The sequence below is a fragment of the Streptomyces roseochromogenus subsp. oscitans DS 12.976 genome (assembly GCF_000497445.1).
Lineage (GTDB): Bacteria > Actinomycetota > Actinomycetes > Streptomycetales > Streptomycetaceae > Streptomyces > Streptomyces oscitans.
On the sequence record NZ_CM002285.1, the window covers coordinates 4,036,718 to 4,055,131 of the forward strand.

The following is an 18,414-nucleotide window of genomic DNA, read 5'->3' on the forward strand; positions in this document are numbered from 1 at the left end:
CGCGCCGGGCAGCCGGAGCCGTCGGCCAGGCGCCGCGTCGGCCGGAAGGTGGCGGTGAGCGCCGGAGCGCTCGGCCTCGTCGCGGCCGCCGCACTGGTCGTCGTACAGCTGCTGGGAAGCGAAGGGACCACGCCGGCCGGTATGACCCCGCACACCAAGGCCGCGGTGTTCAGCTCCTGGGAGGCCAAGCCGCTGTCCGAGGGGACGGGGATGCCTCAGTGTTCGTACGGGGCCGGCAGGTTGCTGTGTGCGCGGCCCGGTGCGGTCTTCGCGCTCTCCCCCGCCGACGGAAAGCTGCTGTGGCACCACTCGGTCGCCGCCGGGCCGGTCAGCGGACCGCCGGTTCTCTCGGACTCGCTCGTGCAGCTCTCCACGAACGGCGGCTCGCGGCTGGAGGCCTTCGACCTGCGCTCCGGCAACGAGGTGGGGAAGCGGCCGCTGCCGCAGGGCGCGACGGGCCGCTACGCCGGTGGCACGGCCCTGTTCACCGGAGCCGACGGAACGGTCAGCGGCGTGGAAAGCAAGTCGGGCCGGACGAAGTGGAGTCATCGGCTCCCGGGCTCCGGCACCCCGTTCCTCGCCTCGTTCGGCGGGGACCCGCTGGTCTACGCGACCACCACGTCGCCGGACGGGACGCGCACCCACGTCGCCGCGGTGGATCCCGGTACCGGTGCCGTGCGCTGGAACGCCTCGCTGAACGGGGTGCTGGAGCCGGTCGGCAGCCAGGGCGGGTCCCTGGCCTTCCTGTCCGTCGACCGGGCCACCGGGGAGGCGAACGCCGTGGTCCGTTACACGCCGGGCACGAAGACGTCGCGCCGGGTGGCGCTGCCGGTCCCGCGGCTGACGCCGCAGGCCACCGTGCACGGCGACACGGTGTACCTGCTGGCCACGGGCGGCTCGCTGGAGGCCGTCGGCCTGAACGCCGGCAAGCGGCGGTGGCACATCGAAACGTCCGTCAGCCGCGGCTCGGCCCCGGTCGGCGACGGTGCGCACGTCTACTTCACCGCGGCCGACGGACGCCTGCTGGCGTTCGACGCGCACGACGGACACCTCATCGGGCAGACCCGGCCGCGGCTCGGCGCCGACGCGGACAAGGTCACCGCGGAGCTGCCGGCACCGGTGGTCGTCGACGGCCACGTCTACGCCGCCGCTCCCGACGGAACGGTCTTCGGCGTCGGGGCGCGCAATCCGGCCGACTGGTGACGTGCAGAGGTGACTGGCAAAGGTGACTGGCAAAGGTGACTGGCAAAGGTGACTGGCAAAGGTGACTGACAAAAGGGGACCGACAAGGTGACTGACAAAGGGGCCGCCCCCGCCGGAGGCGGCCCCTTCCACGTGCGGCCTGGGTCAGCTTCTACGTGCGGGCTGGGTCAGCCCAGCTTGGTCACGTCGCGGACCGCGCCCTTGTCCGCGCTGGTCGCCATCGCGGCGTAGGCGCGCAGGGCGGCCGAGACCTTGCGGTCGCGGTTCCCGGGGGCGTAGACGCCGCCCAAGGCCTGCTCGCGGCGGGCCAGTTCGGCCTCGTCGACCAGCAGCTCGATCGTGCGGTTCGGGATGTCGATGCGGATGCGGTCGCCGTCCTGGACCAGGGCGATGGTGCCGCCGGAGGCCGCCTCGGGAGAGGCGTGGCCGATGGACAGACCCGATGTGCCGCCCGAGAAACGGCCGTCGGTGATCAGGGCGCAGGTCTTGCCGAGGCCGCGGCCCTTCAGGTACGAGGTCGGGTAGAGCATCTCCTGCATGCCGGGGCCGCCCTTGGGACCCTCGTAGCGGATGACGACGACGTCGCCGTCCCTGACCTCGTGGGTGAGGATGCGCTGGACGGCCTCCTCCTGGGACTCGCAGACGACCGCCGGGCCCTCGAAGGTCCAGATGGACTCGTCGACACCGGCCGTCTTGACCACACAGCCGTCCACGGCCAGGTTGCCCTTGAGGACCGCGAGGCCGCCGTCCTTGGAGTAGGCGTGCTCGACGGAGCGGATGCAGCCGCCCTCCGCGTCCTCGTCCAGGGCCTCCCAGCGCTCGGACTGGGAGAAGGCCTGGGCGGAGCGGACACAGCCCGGGGCGGCGTGCCAGAGCTCGACCGCCTCCGGGGACGGGGAGCCGCCGCGGACGTCCCAGGTCTTCAGCCAGTCGGCCAGGGACGGGCTGTGGACCGCGTGCACGTCCTCGTTGAGCAGGCCGGCGCGGTGCAGTTCGCCGAGCAGGGCCGGGATGCCGCCGGCGCGGTGCACGTCCTCCATGTAGTACGTGCGGTTCTTCGCGACGTTCGGGGCGACCTTCGCCAGGCAGGGGACGCGGCGCGAGACGGCGTCGATCTGCTCCAGGCCGAAGGGGACGCCCGCCTCCTGGGCGGCGGCCAGCAGGTGCAGGATCGTGTTGGTGGAGCCGCCCATCGCGATGTCCAGGGCCATGGCGTTCTCGAAGGCCTGGAAGGTGGCGATGTTGAGCGGGAGGACCGACTCGTCGTCCTGCTCGTAGTAGCGGCGGGTGAGGTCCATGACCGTGCGGGCCGCGTCGACGTAGAGCTGCTTGCGCGCGGTGTGGGTGGCGAGGACCGAGCCGTTGCCGGGCAGGGACAGGCCGATCGCCTCGGTCAGGCAGTTCATCGAGTTGGCCGTGAACATGCCGGAACAGCTGCCGCAGGTCGGGCAGGCGCTCTCCTCGATACGGAGGATGTCCTCGTCGGAGATCTTGTCGTTGACGGCGTCGGAGATCGCGTCGACCAGGTCGAGGGTGCGGACCGTGCCGTCCACGAGGGTGGCGCGGCCGGACTCCATCGGGCCGCCGGAGACGAAGACCGTCGGGATGTTCAGGCGCAGCGCCGCCAGCAGCATGCCCGGCGTGATCTTGTCGCAGTTGGAGATGCAGACCAGGGCGTCGGCGCAGTGGGCCTCCACCATGTACTCCACGCTGTCCGCGATCAGGTCGCGGGAGGGCAGGGAGTAGAGCATGCCACCGTGGCCCATGGCGATGCCGTCGTCCACGGCGATCGTGTTGAACTCGCGCGGGATGCCGCCCGCCTCCGTGATCGCCTCGCTGACGATCCGGCCGACCGGCTGCAGATGGGTGTGGCCCGGCACGAACTCGGTGAAGGAGTTCGCGACCGCGATGATCGGCTTCCGGCCGATGTCCGCACCGGGTACACCGGAGGCGCGCATCAGGGCGCGGGCGCCCGCCATGTTGCGGCCGTGGGTGACTGTGCGGGACCTCAGCTCGGGCATCGTCGCTCGCTCCTCGAATGACCATCTGGCAATGAGTCCAGAGACTTCTGGCTGTCTATGAGACTACGCCGCCACTCCAAGGGCTGGACACGGCTGTCCGGAATACGGGACGCGCGTTTCACCTGTCCGTGAGGTCACCGATCCGTGAGGTGATGCTGTACGACAGGGGCGACGCGCGCGATGATCTGCTCCAGGTCCGCCGACGCCAGCGGCTCCAGCTTGATCACGTAGCGCATCATCGCCGTACCCACCAGCTGGGCGGCGGCCAGCTCGGCGCGCAGCTCGGGGTCCGGCAGATCCACCTGGGCGGCGATCCGGCGCAGCAGCTGGGCGGCGATCAGGCGGCGGAAGACGGCGGCCGCGGTGTCGTTGTTGACGGCCGAGCGGACGATGGCCAGCAGCGGGGTGCGGGTGGTGGGGTTCTCCCAGACACCGAAGACGAAGCGGGTCAGCCGCTCCCCCACCCCTTCCAGTGGGCCGTCGGCGACCGCGACCGGCGCGTCGAGCGCGGGCGCGAAGGCCACGGCGATGGCCGCCTCGAAGACCTGCTCCTTGGTGCCGAAGTAGTGGTGGACCAGCGCGGAGTCGACCCCGGCCGCCTTGGCGATGCCGCGGACGGACGTCTTCTCGTACCCGCGCTCGGAGAACTCCCCGCGGGCCGCGGTGAGGATGCGGTCGCGGGTGCCGGCGGACTCGGTGCGCGGCGGCCTGCCCCTTCGGCGGCCGGCCGGCTCGCCGGGCGACGGTGGCGTGCTCTCGGTCGGCGGCGTGTTCTTGGTCATCGGTACTCGCTCATGGCCGGGGCACCCGGACCGCCGACGCCAGGTGCTTGCGGGTGAAGGCCAGGGCCTCGGCGAGGTCGGCCTCGCGCTCGGCGGCGGACATCGCGCGGCGGGTGTTGACCTCGATGACGACATGGCCGTCGAAGCCGGAGAGGGTCAGGTGTTCCAGCAGCTCGGCGCAGGGCTGGGTGCCGCGGCCGGGCACCAGGTGCTCGTCCTTGGCCGAGCCCCGGCCGTCGGCGAGGTGCACATGGCCGAGGCGGTCGCCCATGCGGTCGATCATGTCCAGGGCGTCCGCGCGGGCGGTCGCGGTGTGGCTGAGATCGATCGTGAAGTGCCGGTAGTCGTGCTGGGTGACGTCCCAGTCGGGGGCGTAGGCGAGCATCTCGCGGTCCCGGTAGCGCCACGGGTACATGTTCTCTACCGCGAACCGTACGTCCGTCTCGTCCGCCATCCGCCAGATCCCGTCGACGAAGTCGCGCGCGTACTGCCGCTGCCAGCGGAAGGGCGGGTGTACGACGACGGTGGAGGCGCCCAGCTTCTCAGCGGCCGCCCGGGCGCGCTGCAGCTTGACCCAGGGGTCCGTCGACCAGACCCGCTGGGTGATCAGCAGGCAGGGGGCGTGGACCGCCAGGACCGGAATGCCGTGGTAGTCCGACAGGCGGCGCAGCGCCTCGATGTCCTGGCTGACCGGGTCGGTCCACACCATGACCTCGACGCCGTCGTACCCGAGGCGCGCGGCGACCTCGAAGGCCGTCGCCGTGGACTCCGGGTATACGGAGGCCGTCGACAGCGCGATACGCACGTCCGCGTCCCTTGCTTCAGCCACGTCCGTCACCTTAAGGGGTTGAGTGGCTCGGGTGTTGGGTGCCTATTCGCCGTTGTGACGTTCGCCATTTGCGGGTGCGGGTTCGTCGCGGTTGATCGGTCCCCCAAGTTCCGGGCTTCGCTCGAACCCGGGGGACCCCCATCGCGGCGGAGCCGCATATCGATACAGCCCCGCGCCCCTCAGGTTTCTAGTCCGAACCCATGTGATCAAGGCGCCGCAGGATCACGCCCTCCCTCAGGGCCCACGGACAGATCTCCAGGTTCTCGACGCCGAACAGGTCCATCGCGCCCTCGGCCACCAGGGCGCCGGCCAGCAGCTGGCCGGAGCGGCCCTCCGAGACTCCCGGGAGTTCGGCGCGCTGGTCGGCGGTCATTCCGGCGAGGCGCGGGACCCAGGCCTCCAGGGACTCACGTTTGAGTTCGCGCTGGACGTAGAGGCCGTCGGCGCTGCGGGCGGCGCCGGCGATGCGGGCGAGCTGCTTGAAGGTCTTGGAGGTGGCGACGACATGGTCGGGGATGCCGAGGCGGCTGAATTCGCCGACCGTGCGGGCGATCTCCGTACGTACATGGCGGCGCAACGTGCGCACGGCGTCGGGGGCGGGTGGGTCGCCGGGCAGCCAGCCGGCGGTGAGCCGCCCGGCGCCGAGCGGCAGCGAGACGGCGGCGTCCGGCTCCTCGTCTATGCCGTAGGCGATCTCCAGGGAACCGCCGCCGATGTCCAGGACCAGCAGCTTTCCGGCGGACCAGCCGAACCAGCGGCGGACCGCGAGGAAGGTCAGCCGGGCCTCCTCCGCGCCGGTGAGGACCTGGAGTCGTACGCCGGTCTCGTCGGCCACGCGCGCGAGGACGTCGTCGGCGTTGGTGGCCTCCCGGACGGCGGAGGTCGCGAACGGCAGCAGATCCTCGACGCCCTTGTCCTCGGCGGCCTGGAGCGCATCCCGTACCACGCCGACCAGCTTCTCCACGCCGTCGTCGCCGATGGCACCGCCGCCGTCGAGCAGTTGGGCAAGCCGAAGGTCGGCCTTGTGCGAATGTGCGGGCAGCGGGCGCGCGCCGGGGTGGGCGTCCACCACCAGGAGATGCACCGTGTTCGAACCCACGTCCAGGACACCGAGTCTCATATACGGAACGCTACTGCCAGATCGTCCGCCGACGGTCCCCGGAGCGGTCCTCGGCCACTTACCCTGGACACGTGCCAAAGACGAAAAAGGCGAAGGATCACAAATCCTCCAAGGAGTTGAAGGATTCCTCGCAGGCGACGGCGTCCGTGTCCAAGAAGTCCAAGAATTCCAAGAAGGCCCCGAAGATGAGCGACGAGAAGGGGCTCGACTTCGCGCGCGCCTGGGTGGAGTTTCCTGATCCTGCGGACGACGAGCAGGTCTTCCGCTGTGATCTGACATGGCTGACCTCTCGCTGGACCTGCATCTTCGGCAGCGGCTGCCAGGGCATTCAGGCGGGCCGCGCGGACGACGGGTGCTGCTCGCTGGGCGCGCACTTCTCGGACGAGGACGACGAGAAGCGGGTCGCCGGGCACGTGGCGCGGCTCACGCCGGAGATCTGGCAGCACCACGAGGAGGGCACGCGGAACGGCTGGGTCTCGGAGGACGACGAGGGCTCACGTCAGACCCGGCCCTTCCAGGGCTCGTGCATCTTCCAGAACCGGCCCGGTTTCGCGGGCGGCGCGGGCTGCTCGCTGCACATCCTCGCTCTGCGGGAGGGCCGGGAGCCGCTGGAGACCAAGCCGGACGTGTGCTGGCAGCTGCCGATCCGGCGGACGTACGACTGGATCGACCGCCCCGACGACACACGGGTCCTCCAGATCTCCATCGGCGAGTACGACCGCCGGGGCTGGGGTCCGGGCGGCCACGACCTGCACTGGTGGTGCACCTCGGCGACCTCCGCACACGGCGCGGGCGAGCCGGTGTACGTCTCCTACCGGGCCGAGCTGACCGAGCTGATGGGCAAGGCGGGGTACGACCGTCTGGTCGAGCTCTGCGAAGCACGACTGGCGTCGCAGCTGCCGCTCCTCGCCCCTCACCCCGCCGACCCGACCCCGTAACTCCACCCCTCCCTTTCCCACCCCCCGTCTCGGTCGGCTGAAAGGGCACCGAGGGGGGCGACGCCCGGGTGCCTCCCGGGGGAGGGCGAGACCGACTGTCGCGTGCCAGGGGCGAGAGCCGCGATCAGGGACCGGCTCGCGCGTCCCGAGGTAAGAACCGACAGCCGCGTCCAGGCGCCGCCGGCACGGTCCCAGGGCCGCAGGCAAGGTCCGACCGCCACTTGCCGGGGGCAGCGGCAAGATCCGGCGACGGCATGCCGGGGGCAGCGGCACGGTCCGACCGCCGCGTCCCAGGGCCGCCAGCACGGTCCGACCGCCACTTGCCGGGGGCAGCGGCAAGGTCCGGCGGCTGCATACCGGGGGGGCAGCGGCAAGACCCGACGACCGCATGCCGGGGGCTCCGCCGGACCCACGCCAGCGTCTCGGACCTGGCCCCCCGATCAGCCGCCCCACCCCATGCCCCTCCCACATCCCGCCTCTCCAAGCCCCACCCCCAGCCGCCAGAAGGACTAGCCGTCCCGGACCAGACGCTCCCGATCAGCCGCCCACACCCGATACCCCTCCCAAAGCCCACCCCCAAGCCCCACCCCTAGCCGCCAGAAGGGCTAGGCGTCTCGGAGTTGGTCGGGGACTGAGTCGGGGGTGGGGAGTCGGAGGATGGAGGTGGGGTTGTGGGGGTGGGGGGCGGGGTCGAGGTGGTTGGGGGTGGGGACTGGGTGGTCGGTGGGGGTGTGGGGGGTTGGGTGGGAGTGGTGGGTGGGGTGGAGGAAGGGGGCGGGGACGTGGGGTGGTGGGTCGGGGCCGTGCCGTAGCCGTCGATGGAGACCACCGTGCCGGCCGGGGAGATCGCCACCTGCGCGCGCCAGAAGCCGGAGGGCTCGCGGAGGTGGTCGACGTACATCTTGATCGTCAACGTTTCGCCGGGGGCGAGGGTTCCCGCGGACCGGCTGAAGTAGAGCCAGGGCGCCGAGGTGGAGGCGGACCAGCGGACCGGGGCCGTGCCGGAGGCGGTTAGGGTGATCAGCGTGGTGTCACCGTCGTGCGCGGCGCTGACATCGACCCGCCCGGAGCCCTTGTCGCCCGCCCCGGAGACGCTGACGACCTCCACGGAGACGTCCGCCTTGCCGTCCTGGCCGATGTGCGCGCCGGGCTTCACGCGCGCGTTCCCGGCGTTCTCGTAACCGCCGGCCGGGTCGCCGCCGAGGGCATCGGGGCCCTCCGCCTCGCGCGCGGTGGCCGAGGGGCCGTCCCCCTCCGCCGTCGGGGCACCCCGGTAGGCAGCCCACAGGGCCAGGACGGGGGCGGCCACCACCGTGGCCACGACCGTCGTCGTCACCGCACGCGCGCGCAGCCGGTCCCGGCGGGCCGCGCGGTCCTTGGGGTCCATCGGGAAGCCACGCCGGTCGAAGCGGGGTGCCGCGACGCCACGCGCGCGTGAGTGGTGCGCCAGAGCAACGTGCAGTGCCGCGCGAGGGGCTTCGAGGACGGGCAGCTCGGCCGGGGTGACCGTGGCGCCGGGCCAGCGGCCGGGGACGGCTCGCTCGGCGGTACGGCGACAGCACGGGCAGTCGTCCACGTGCCGGACCAGCTCGCGGCGCAGGGCCGTACTGAGGACCAGCCGGCTGTCCCCCGTGAGGTGGGCCACGCTGGGACAACCGCCGGTCTCGACGACGGCGAGGGCCGCGCGGGTGCGCTCGACCTCGCAGGCGGCCGTGGCCAGCAGGTCGCGCGCGGCGGCGGGTTCCATGCCGAGTACGGCGCCGACCTCGTGCGCGGCCAGGTGGTGGCGGACGGCCAGCTCCAGGGCCTCGCGCTGCTCGGGGGTCGTACCGGCCGCCTCCGGCCAGGCCAGCAGGGACAGTTCGCTGCGGCGCTGCTCCTGGACCTCCGGGGCCACGGTCTGCTCGGGGACCCGGCTCGCGGCCGCGGAGCGGCCCGCCGCGTGGGTGGCCTGACGTTTCTGCTTGGCCTCGGCCAGCTTGCGCAGGCACGCCCAGCGGGCCAGCGCGTACAGCCAGGCCCTGCGGTCGCCGGCGGCCTCGGGGACGCGGTGTCCGCGCCGCTCGGCCAGGGCGAGGACGTCGCCGAGGGCGTCGGTGGCCGCGTCGTGGTCGCACAGGACCGACAGACAGTAGGTGAACAGCCCGTCCAGGTACGGCTCGTAGCGGGCCGGCGGCCGTTGGGCGAGGGTGCGCCCGGGGACGCGGTCGCGCCCCTCCCGCGCCTCTCGTGCGGCACGCGCCTCGCGGTGCGCCCAGTGCGTGCCGCTGGTGCGGGTGGTGGTCTCCGGGCTACTGCTCATCACCTGTGCGACCGTAGGCGGCTGCGGAGTGCCCCTTCTCTAACCTTGAGCACTTTTAATCCGTACGGGTGAAACGATCCCTCATAAGGGGACAGGAACCCTTTGTTCCATGGCTCGATCCCGACGGGTCATGGCCGATACTGGTTCACCCACCCACGGCCAGTTCATCGCACGGATGGCCCGTTCATCCCATGGATGACTCGTTCATCCCACAGACGGCCCGTTCATCCGACCGACGGCCCAGGGAGACCTTTCGGCGGTCCGGGGAGACCCTTCGGCGACCCGGGGACCGATTGTCAGTGGTGCGGGCTACGGTTTCCGCATGGCTGCCCGTACCAAGACCACCAAGGACCGCCCGTCCTACCGCTGCACCGAGTGCGGCTGGCAGACGGCCAAGTGGCTCGGCCGCTGCCCCGAATGCCAGGCCTGGGGCACGATCGAGGAGTACGGCGCGCTCACGGTCCGTACGACGGCACCCGGCCGCGTCACCACCTCCGCGGTCCCCATCGGCCAGGTCGACGGCCGGCAGGCCACCGCCCGCACGACCGGCGTGCCCGAGCTGGACCGGGTGCTCGGCGGCGGCCTGGTGCCCGGTGCGGTCGTGCTGCTCGCCGGCGAGCCCGGCGTCGGCAAGTCCACGCTGCTGCTGGACGTGGCCGCCAAGTCCGCGAGCGCCGAGCACCGCACGCTCTATGTCACCGGTGAGGAGTCCGCGAGCCAGGTGCGGCTGCGCGCGGACCGTATCGGCGCCCTGCACGACGAGCTGTATCTGGCCGCCGAGACCGACCTGTCCGCTGTCCTCGGCCACCTGGACGAGGTGAAGCCGTCCCTGCTGATCCTCGACTCGGTGCAGACGGTCGCCTCCCCGGAGATCGAGGGCGCGCCCGGCGGCATGGCGCAGGTGCGGGAGGTGGCGGGAGCGCTGATCCGCGCCTCCAAGGACCGCGGCATGTCCACGCTGCTGGTGGGCCATGTCACGAAGGACGGCGCGATCGCCGGCCCGCGCCTGCTGGAGCACCTCGTGGACGTCGTGCTCCACTTCGAGGGCGACCGGCACGCGCGTCTCCGTCTCGTCCGGGGTGTGAAGAACCGCTACGGCGCCACGGACGAGGTCGGCTGCTTCGAGCTGCACGACGAGGGCATCACGGGCCTCGCAGACCCGAGCGGGCTTTTCCTGACACGTCGGGACGAACCGGTCCCGGGCACCTGTCTGACCGTCACCCTGGAGGGCCGCCGCCCGCTGGTGGCCGAGGTCCAGGCGCTGACCGTGGACTCCCAGATCCCCTCCCCGCGGCGTACGACCTCGGGCCTGGAGACCTCGCGCGTGTCGATGATGCTGGCCGTCCTGGAGCAGCGCGGCCGGATCAGCGCGCTCGGCAAGCGGGACATCTACTCCGCGACGGTGGGCGGGGTGAAGCTGTCGGAGCCGGCCGCCGACCTCGCGGTCGCGCTGGCGCTGGCCTCCGCCGCCAGTGACACCCCGCTGCCGAAGAATCTGGTGGCCATCGGCGAGGTGGGCCTCGCGGGCGAGGTCAGACGGGTCACGGGCGTGCAGCGCAGGCTCGCAGAGGCGCACCGGCTGGGCTTCACGCACGCGCTCGTGCCGACCGATCCGGGCAAGGTGCCGCCCGGCATGAAGGTCCTGGAAGTGGCCGACATGGGGGACGCGCTGCGGGTGCTGCCACGCTCGCGTCGCCGAGAGGCCCCACGGGAGGCGGAGGAGCGCCGGTAGACTTTGCGCAGGTCTCGCCCGTCCGTACGAACCGAGTGCGGGTACGGGAGCGCGTCAGAACCTGCGACCGGAGGAGTGCAGTGGCAGCCAACGACCGGGCAGCAGCTCCCGGAAAGTCCGGTGGGAGTGCCGGTTCCGATGGCCTGATGCGCGCCTCGCTGAGCGCCGTGGCTCCCGGTACGGCCCTGCGTGACGGCCTCGAGCGCGTTCTGCGCGGCAACACCGGCGGGCTCATCGTCCTCGGCTCCGACAAGACGGTCGAGGCGATGTGCACGGGCGGTTTTGTCCTGGATGTCGAGTTCACCGCGACCCGGCTGCGGGAGCTGTGCAAGCTCGACGGCGGCATCGTGCTCTCCTCCGACCTGTCGAAGATCCTGCGCGCCGGAGTGCAGCTGGTGCCGGACCCGACGATCCCGACGGAGGAGACGGGCACCCGGCACCGCACGGCGGACCGGGTCAGCAAGCAGGTCGGCTTCCCCGTGGTCTCCGTCTCCCAGTCGATGCGGCTGATCGCCCTCTACGTCGACGGTCAGCGCCGCGTCCTGGAGGACTCGGCGGCGATCCTGTCCCGGGCGAACCAGGCGCTGGCCACGCTGGAGCGGTACAAGCTGCGCCTGGACGAGGTGGCCGGCACGCTGTCGGCGCTGGAGATCGAGGACCTGGTGACGGTGCGGGACGTGTCCGCCGTCGCGCAGCGGCTGGAGATGGTCCGCCGTATCGCCACCGAAATCGCCGAATACGTGGTCGAACTGGGCACGGACGGGCGGCTTCTCGCGCTCCAGCTGGAGGAGTTGATCGCCGGGGTCGAGCCCGACCGTGAGCTGGTCGTCCGGGACTATGTCCCCGAGCCGACGGCGAAGCGGTCCCGTACGGTCGAGGAGGCGCTGTCCGAGCTGGACGCGCTGAGCCATGCGGAGCTGCTGGAACTCGGCACGGTGGCGCGTGCGCTGGGCTATACCGGGTCGCCGGAGACGCTGGACTCCGCGGTGTCCCCACGGGGCTTCCGGCTGCTGGCGAAGGTTCCGCGCCTTCCGGGCGCGATCATCGACCGGCTGGTCGAGCATTTCGGGGGCCTGCAGAAGCTACTCGCCGCCAGCGTGGATGATCTGCAGACCGTGGACGGTGTGGGAGAGGCGCGCGCGAGGAGCGTGCGGGAGGGTCTGTCCCGGTTGGCCGAGTCGTCCATCCTGGAGCGGTACGTCTGAGTTCCGGCCGGGCGCCCAATGGCTCGGGGGGCGTGGTGGTCTTGCGGGTCCATGGTGGCTGCTCGCGCGGTTCCCCGCACCCCTCAGGCAGGCAAGCCGCAGCGTGCTTTTAGGAGCGCGTGGAACTGCCCGAACGCCCCCGCACACCCGCACCCGGCGACGAACCCGCGCCGCCCCCGTCCTCAGTCCGCCGACAGCACGAACGAAGCGCGTACCTTCCCGAACCCCGGCGCCTTCGCCTCCAGCAGATACGTACCGGCCTGCGCCGAACGCCCGGTGGGAGTGGGCGTCGCACACTGGGGCGCGCTCGGCCTGCGGTCCCACTTCACCGTGTACGTGATGCTCTGGCCCGCCGGCACCCGGAACACCAGGTTCCCGGGGCCCTGCGGGCAGTCGGCCGAGGACCAGAACGGGTTGCTTCCGTCGGACGGCGTGATGGTCAACACCGTGCTCCTGGGCCCGAGATCGACCTTGCAGTCCGTGGGCGAGCCGTTCTTCGCGGTGAGTTCGAAGGTCGGCGTCTGGTCCGGCGAGTAGGAGTTGTGCAGACTGCGCAGAGTCAACGCCACTGCGGAGGACGTGCAGTTGGGGAGCGAGGAGGACGCCGGGAGCGTGTCGCCCGTACCGACGTCGCCACCGGAGCCCGAACCGGAGCCGCCGCCCGAGCCGTCACCGGACCCGGAGGACCCGCTGTCGGCGCCGGAGGCGGAACCGCTCCCGCTGGAGTCCCCGCCGCTCGACTCGTCGCGCCCGCCCGGGTGTTGGCTGATCGCGGGACCGGACGAGGACGGCCCCGGCGTGATCGTGTGCGCGGGATTCTTGCCGTTGGACGCCTCGGCGTTCTTCTTGCCGCCCCCGCCGCCGGCGGTCGCGATCCAGGTGATCAGCAGTGCCAACAGGGCCACCACGGACAGCAGTACGACCCTCCTTCGCCAGTAGATGGAGGAGGGAAGCGGCCCGACCGGATTGCGCAGAGAACCCACGGCCCAAACCTTACGAGAGATACCCGCGCTTGCTTGCGTCACCCGCCGCTCGGGCGGCAACTTTTCCGGATCATCATCCCGGTAACTGCCGTCAGCGGTGCGGCCCTTCACAGATCACGACACTGAGTGACCGCGCCGTCACCGGCCACGGGCGCCTGGCCGTGGGAGGATCGGAAGGCCATGACTGAGACGCTGCACACCCCTGTGATCGCCTGGTTCGACGCCCACGCCCGCGACCTCCCCTGGCGCCGCCCGGAGGCGGGCCCGTGGGGTGTGATGGTCAGCGAGTTCATGCTGCAGCAGACCCCGGTCAGCCGGGTGCTGCCCGTCTATGAGGAGTGGCTGGCCCGCTGGCCGCGCCCCGCCGGCCTCGCGAAGGAGGCACCGGGCGAGGCGGTGCGCGCCTGGGGCCGGCTCGGCTACCCGCGCCGGGCGCTCAGGCTGCACGGAGCCGCCGTAGCCATAACGGAACGGCACGGCGGGGACGTACCGACGGAGCACTCACAGCTGCTGGCGCTGCCCGGCATCGGCGAGTACACGGCGGCCGCGGTGGCGTCGTTCGCGTATGGGCAGCGGCACGCGGTGCTGGACACGAATGTGCGCCGGGTCTTCGCGCGGGCGGTGACGGGGGTGCAGTACCCGCCGAACGCGACGACGGCCGCCGAGCGGCGCCTGGCCCGTGAGCTGCTGCCGGAGGACGAGAAGACGGCCGCGCGCTGGGCCGCCGCCTCGATGGAGCTGGGCGCGCTGGTGTGCACGGCGAAGAACGAGGGGTGCGGGCGGTGCCCGATCGCCGCGCAGTGCGCCTGGCGGCTGGCCGGCAAGCCGGAGCACGCGGGGCCGCCGCGCCGGGGCCAGACGTACGCGGGTACGGACCGGCAGGTGCGCGGCAAGCTGCTGGCGGTGCTGCGGGAGGCACACGCGCCGGTGCCGCAGTCGGTGCTGGACCGGGTGTGGCACGAGCCGGTGCAGCGCGCCCGCGCGCTCGACGGGCTTGTCGCGGACGGTCTGGTGGAGCCGCTGCCGGGCGGTCTGTATCGACTGCCGTTGAGCTGACGGACAGCCAAGTCACAGCCTTGGGGGCTCTGTTACGGAGCCATTAGCCCGACAAAGGCCCACAGAAAGGGACATATCAACCAGCCTGCTTACCCCGCTCCCACGGTCGTTACACAACCGACGGATAGCCGATTGCTAGCCGAAGGCTGGATCGGACAACGCCGTGACAACCACTCCGTAGTTTCTTCTCCGTGCCCGGCAGACCACCGGACACGGGGATGCGGAACTTCAGGCACGGGGCCGGAGTACACGGGGAATGGAGGCGGTTGATCATGGCGCAGGGCGAGGTGCTCGAATTCGAGGAGTACGTCCGCACCCGGCAGGACGCGCTGCTGCGCAGCGCCCGCCGACTGGTGCCGGACCCCGTCGACGCCCAGGACCTGCTGCAGACGGCGCTGGTGCGCACGTACGGCCGCTGGGAGGGCATCGCCGACAAGCGGCTCGCCGACGCCTATCTGCGCCGTGTCATGATCAACACCCGTACGGAGTGGTGGCGAGCGCGCAAGCTGGAGGAGGTCCCGACCGAGCAGCTGCCGGACGCGTCCGTGGACGACTCCACCGAGCAGCACGCCGACCGGGCTCTGCTGATGGACGTCATGAAGGTGCTCGCACCGAAGCAGCGCAGTGTCGTGGTACTGCGACACTGGGAGCAGATGTCCACGGAGGAGACGGCCGCGGCCCTCGGCATGTCGGCCGGTACGGTCAAGAGCACGCTGCACCGGGCGCTCGCCCGGCTCCGGGAGGAGCTGGAGGCCCGCGATCTGGACGCACGCGCGCTGGAGCGTGAGGAGCGGGAGCGTTGCGCGGCCTGACCGGGGCCGGGCCCGACCGGGCCCGAGGCAGTTCACAGGCGGTGATCGCGGTGGGGGCCGTGCTCGCCGCCGTCGCCCTTTTCGTCGCCGCGTGCGGTACGGGGGGCACGGGCGCCCGGGACGAGGGCCCGGCCCATGCGTCGGCGGTCGCGGGAGCCGTCGCCTCCCCCTCGCCCAGCGCATCCGGAGGCTTCCGGCGGGTGGACGCCGTCTCACTGATCAAGAAGGACCCGAAGGTCTCCACGACGGTCAAGCGCGAGCTGGAGCCGTGCAGCGCCGACGAGTACCCGGTCGAGGTCTCCTACGGCTATCTGACCGGCGGATCCGTCAACGACATCCTCGTCAACGTGTCGACCTGCGGTGACTTGGTGGGCATCGCCACGTATGTGTACCGGGATGTCGACGGTTCGTACGAGAATGTCTTCAAGGCGGAGGAGTCGCCGGTCTACGCAGAGATCGACGGCTCCGACCTGACCGTGACCAAGCAGGTGTACGACACGGACGATCCGGTGTCGAACCCGTCAAAGGAGACGGTGACCACGTACACCTGGAAGGCGGGCCGGTTCGCCCAGAAGGACATACACGAGACCGACTACAGCAAGGTCGGCTCCGGCGACGCCGCGACGCCCGCGCCGGACAACTGACCCCCCACAGCACACCACGAGGACTGAGAGCACCGGGATGGCAGACCAGACCCACGTTCTGTTCGTCGAGGACGACGACGTCATCCGTGAAGCCACCCAGCTCGCCCTGGAGCGGGACGGCTTCGCGGTCACGGCCATGCCCGACGGTCTGTCGGGCCTGGAGGCGTTCCGGGCCAACCGCCCCGACATCGCTCTGCTGGACGTCATGGTCCCCGGTCTGGACGGGGTCAGCCTGTGCCGTCGTATCCGGGACGAGTCGACCGTTCCGGTGATCATGCTGTCGGCGCGCGCCGACTCCATCGACGTCGTCCTCGGCCTGGAGGCGGGCGCCGACGACTATGTGACCAAGCCGTTCGACGGTGCCGTGCTGGTCGCGCGGATCCGGGCCGTGCTGCGCCGCTTCGGGCACGCGGGCGGCAGCGACCGGACCGAGACCGCCGAGGAAACGGTGACCGGTGGCGTGCTCACCTTCGGGGACCTGGAGATCGACACCGAGGGCATGGAGGTGCGCCGGGCCGGAGCGCCGGTGGCCCTCACCCCGACCGAGATGCGGCTGCTGCTCGAGTTCTCCTCGGCGCCGGGCACCGTGCTCTCCCGCGACAAGCTGCTGGAGCGCGTGTGGGACTACGGCTGGGGCGGGGACACCCGGGTTGTCGACGTGCATGTGCAGCGGCTGCGGCAGAAGATCGGCCAGGACCGGATCGAGACGGTCCGCGGCTTCGGCTACAAGCTGAAGGCCTGAGCGGGGCGGTAATGCGGGGGTTTCTTCGGTATCCGGTCCGGCGCATGGAGCGCGCGGGCCTGCACACCGGGCTCAGATGGAAGCTCAGCGCGGCGATCGCGCTGGTGGCCGGGCTGGTGGCGATCGCGCTGAGCCTGGTCGTGCACAACGCGGCCCGGGTCTCGATGCTCGACAACGCACGTGACCTGGCCAATCAGCGCGTCCAGATCGCGCAGCGCAACTACGAGCTGAACCGACGGCCGAACTTCCCCAACATCAAGCTCGACGACCCCGAGCTGCCGTCGGCGCTGCGCGAGAAGGCCGAGCAGGGCCGCAAGGCCAGCGACGTCATCGACAGCGGCGGGGTGCCGGACATCTGGGCGGCCGTGCCGACCAAGGACGGGCATGTGCTCTCCCTGCACAGCCATATGCCGGACCGTTCCACCGATGTGCTGAAGGATCTCGACCAGGCGCTGGTCATCGGCTCCGTGGCGGTCGTGTTCGGCGGCAGCGCGCTCGGTGTACTGATCGGAGGGCAGCTGTCCGGGCGGCTGCGCAAGGCGGCGGCCGCCGCGAACCAGGTCGCCAAGGGCGAGACCGACGTCCGGGTGCGGGAGGCCATCGGCGGGGTCGTACGGGACGAGACCGATGATCTCGCGCGCGCGGTGGACGCCATGGCGGACGCGCTGCGGCAGCGGCTGGAGGCCGAGCGGCGGGTCACCGCCGACATCGCGCACGAACTGCGCACCCCGGTGACGGGTCTGCTCACGGCAGCCGAACTCCTGCCCCCCGGCCGGCCGACGGAGCTGGTCCTGGACCGGGCGAAGGCGATGCGCACGCTCGTCGAGGACGTGCTGGAGGTGGCCCGCCTCGACGGCGCATCGGAGCGGGCCGAGCTGCAGGACATCATGCTGGGCGAGTTCGTCGCCCGGCGCGTGGCCGCCAAGGACCCGGAGATCGCCGTACGGGTGGTGCACGAGTCGGAGGTCACGACCGATCCGCGCCGCCTGGAGCGGGTGCTGTTCAACCTGCTCGCCAACGCCGCCCGGCACGGCCGGCCGCCGATCGAGGTGACCGTCGAGGGCCGGGTGATCCGGGTCCGCGACCACGGTCCCGGCTTCCCGGAGGAGCTGCTCGCCGAGGGGCCGAGCCGCTTCCGCACCGGCAGCATGGACCGCGCCGGTACGGGCCACGGGCTCGGTCTGACCATCGCGGCGGGCCAGGCCCGGGTGCTCGGCGCCCGGCTCACGTTCCGCAACGTACGCCCTGCCGGAGCCCCCGCCGAGATTCCCGCGGAGGGCGCGGTGGCCGTGCTCTGGCTCCCGGAACACGCCCCGACCAACACGGGCAGCTATCCGATGCTGCCGCTGTCGGGAGGCGCGTCCTGAGCCACTACCTGATCCGCTACCTGAGGAGCGAGTCCGTGAGCCGGTCGGCGGCGGCCTCGTCGAGCGGGGCGTGGCCGAGCAGGAAGCGGTACCAGAAGAACCCGTAGAACTGGTCGACCAGCAGGTCCAGATCCCGGTCGGCGGCCAGTTCCCCCCGCTCGCGGCCCCGTTCGAGCACCGCTCGTACCGCGGCCCTGCGGGACTGCGTGAACACCCGCATCAGCTCGGCCAGATGCGCGTCCCGGGCCGCCTCCCGGACGAGGGTGCGCAGCGCGGGCGCGGACGGCCGCCGCTGGGAGGCCTCGAACGTGGCGACCGCATATGCGCGCAGGTCCGCGCGGAGGTTCCCGGTGTCCGGCGCGGGCACGTCCTGGGCGGCGCGGTCGGTGAGCGCGTCCAGCAGGACCGCGCCCTTCGACGGCCACCAGCGATAGAGGGTCTGTTTTCCGACTCCGGCCGCCCGCGCGATGGTCTCCACGCTCACCGGGGCGCCGTCGGCGTCTGCCAGCAGCTCCAGCGCGGCGTCGAGGATCGCCCGGCGCGCCGCCTCGTTACGACGGCGGCCGGTGTGCGGACGGGGTTCGTTGCTGTCGTGCACCGGCCCATCCTCTCCGAGTCCCGGCGGCTTACGCTGCCTGAAACACCTTGACGAGACTACCGGTCTCGGTAAGTCTTTAA

The 18,414-nt window shown here is 71.7% G+C and carries 16 protein-coding genes; 9 read left to right on the forward strand and 7 right to left on the reverse strand.

The genetic code is table 11. The annotated features are described in order from the left end of the window. On the forward strand, positions 1-1,203 hold a 1,203-nt coding region (locus M878_RS67155; RefSeq protein WP_023547651.1), incomplete at its 5' end, for a PQQ-binding-like beta-propeller repeat protein. 167 nt (positions 1,204-1,370) lie between these two features. Here the strand turns inward: M878_RS67155 and ilvD are convergent. The 4 genes from ilvD to M878_RS67175 all read right to left on the reverse strand — a co-directional run bounded on the left by ilvD (position 1,371) and on the right by M878_RS67175 (position 5,955). Continuing rightward, positions 1,371-3,224 carry a dihydroxy-acid dehydratase gene (gene ilvD / locus M878_RS67160; protein ID WP_023547652.1) on the reverse strand — a complete coding sequence of 618 codons (1,854 nt, stop codon included), beginning with the start codon at positions 3,222-3,224 and terminating at the stop codon, positions 1,371-1,373. Between the two features lie 134 nt (positions 3,225-3,358). Then, positions 3,359-4,006: a TetR/AcrR family transcriptional regulator gene (locus tag M878_RS67165; protein WP_023547653.1), complete on the reverse strand. Its 648-nt coding sequence runs from the start codon at positions 4,004-4,006 to the stop codon at positions 3,359-3,361. Positions 4,007-4,016: 10 nt separating this feature from the next. Then, positions 4,017-4,844 carry a sugar phosphate isomerase/epimerase family protein gene (locus M878_RS67170; protein WP_425347900.1) on the reverse strand — a complete coding sequence of 276 codons (828 nt, stop codon included), beginning with the start codon at positions 4,842-4,844 and terminating at the stop codon, positions 4,017-4,019. A 178-nt stretch (positions 4,845-5,022) separates the two neighbouring features. Further along, positions 5,023-5,955 (reverse strand): Ppx/GppA family phosphatase, encoded by a 933-nt coding sequence (locus M878_RS67175; protein ID WP_023547655.1) that lies wholly within the window; start codon positions 5,953-5,955, stop codon positions 5,023-5,025. 185 nt (positions 5,956-6,140) lie between these two features. On the opposite strand from M878_RS67175, the gene M878_RS67180 reads away from it, so the two are divergent. Beyond that, on the forward strand, positions 6,141-6,893 hold the full coding sequence (locus tag M878_RS67180; RefSeq protein WP_051430249.1) for a DUF3109 family protein: 753 nt from the start codon (positions 6,141-6,143) through the stop codon (positions 6,891-6,893). A gap of 589 nt (positions 6,894-7,482) precedes the next feature. On the opposite strand, the gene M878_RS67185 is transcribed toward M878_RS67180, so the two are convergent. Beyond that, positions 7,483-9,198 (reverse strand): BACON domain-containing protein, encoded by a 1,716-nt coding sequence (locus tag M878_RS67185; RefSeq protein ID WP_031225156.1) that lies wholly within the window; start codon positions 9,196-9,198, stop codon positions 7,483-7,485. Positions 9,199-9,517: 319 nt separating this feature from the next. Between M878_RS67185 and radA the strand changes: the two genes are divergently transcribed. Together radA and disA are read left to right on the forward strand one after the other, a co-directional pair. Continuing rightward, positions 9,518-10,927, forward strand: coding sequence for a DNA repair protein RadA (radA, locus tag M878_RS67190; protein ID WP_023547658.1), 1,410 nt, complete (start codon positions 9,518-9,520; stop codon positions 10,925-10,927). Between the two features lie 80 nt (positions 10,928-11,007). Further along, positions 11,008-12,132 carry a DNA integrity scanning diadenylate cyclase DisA gene (gene disA / locus M878_RS67195; protein WP_031225157.1) on the forward strand — a complete coding sequence of 375 codons (1,125 nt, stop codon included), beginning with the start codon at positions 11,008-11,010 and terminating at the stop codon, positions 12,130-12,132. A gap of 182 nt (positions 12,133-12,314) precedes the next feature. Here the strand turns inward: disA and M878_RS67200 are convergent, their stop codons facing one another. Next, on the reverse strand, positions 12,315-13,115 hold the full coding sequence (locus tag M878_RS67200; RefSeq protein ID WP_209445536.1) for a hypothetical protein: 801 nt from the start codon (positions 13,113-13,115) through the stop codon (positions 12,315-12,317). Positions 13,116-13,295: 180 nt separating this feature from the next. Here M878_RS67200 and M878_RS67205 point away from each other — a divergent pair, with 180 nt between their 5' ends. The 5 genes from M878_RS67205 (at position 13,296) to cseC (ending at position 17,736) form a co-directional block, all read left to right on the forward strand. Continuing rightward, on the forward strand, positions 13,296-14,171 hold the full coding sequence (locus M878_RS67205; RefSeq protein ID WP_023547661.1) for an HhH-GPD family protein: 876 nt from the start codon (positions 13,296-13,298) through the stop codon (positions 14,169-14,171). Between the two features lie 272 nt (positions 14,172-14,443). After that, positions 14,444-14,983 (forward strand): SigE family RNA polymerase sigma factor, encoded by a 540-nt coding sequence (locus M878_RS67210; protein WP_030751823.1) that lies wholly within the window; start codon positions 14,444-14,446, stop codon positions 14,981-14,983. Continuing rightward, positions 14,971-15,627, forward strand: a complete 657-nt coding sequence (locus M878_RS67215) for a hypothetical protein (protein WP_023547663.1) — start codon at positions 14,971-14,973, stop codon at positions 15,625-15,627. The genes M878_RS67210 and M878_RS67215 overlap by 13 nt, the downstream gene beginning before the upstream one ends. Before the next feature lie 37 nt (positions 15,628-15,664). After that, on the forward strand, positions 15,665-16,369 hold the full coding sequence (gene cseB / locus M878_RS67220; protein ID WP_023547664.1) for a two-component system response regulator CseB: 705 nt from the start codon (positions 15,665-15,667) through the stop codon (positions 16,367-16,369). Between the two features lie 11 nt (positions 16,370-16,380). After that, positions 16,381-17,736, forward strand: a complete 1,356-nt coding sequence (gene cseC, locus M878_RS67225) for a two-component system sensor histidine kinase CseC (RefSeq protein ID WP_031225159.1) — start codon at positions 16,381-16,383, stop codon at positions 17,734-17,736. Between the two features lie 16 nt (positions 17,737-17,752). Here cseC and M878_RS67230 read toward each other — a convergent pair whose 3' ends face one another. Continuing rightward, positions 17,753-18,334 carry a TetR/AcrR family transcriptional regulator gene (locus tag M878_RS67230; RefSeq protein ID WP_023547666.1) on the reverse strand — a complete coding sequence of 194 codons (582 nt, stop codon included), beginning with the start codon at positions 18,332-18,334 and terminating at the stop codon, positions 17,753-17,755. Positions 18,335-18,414: the final 80 nt, after the last annotated feature.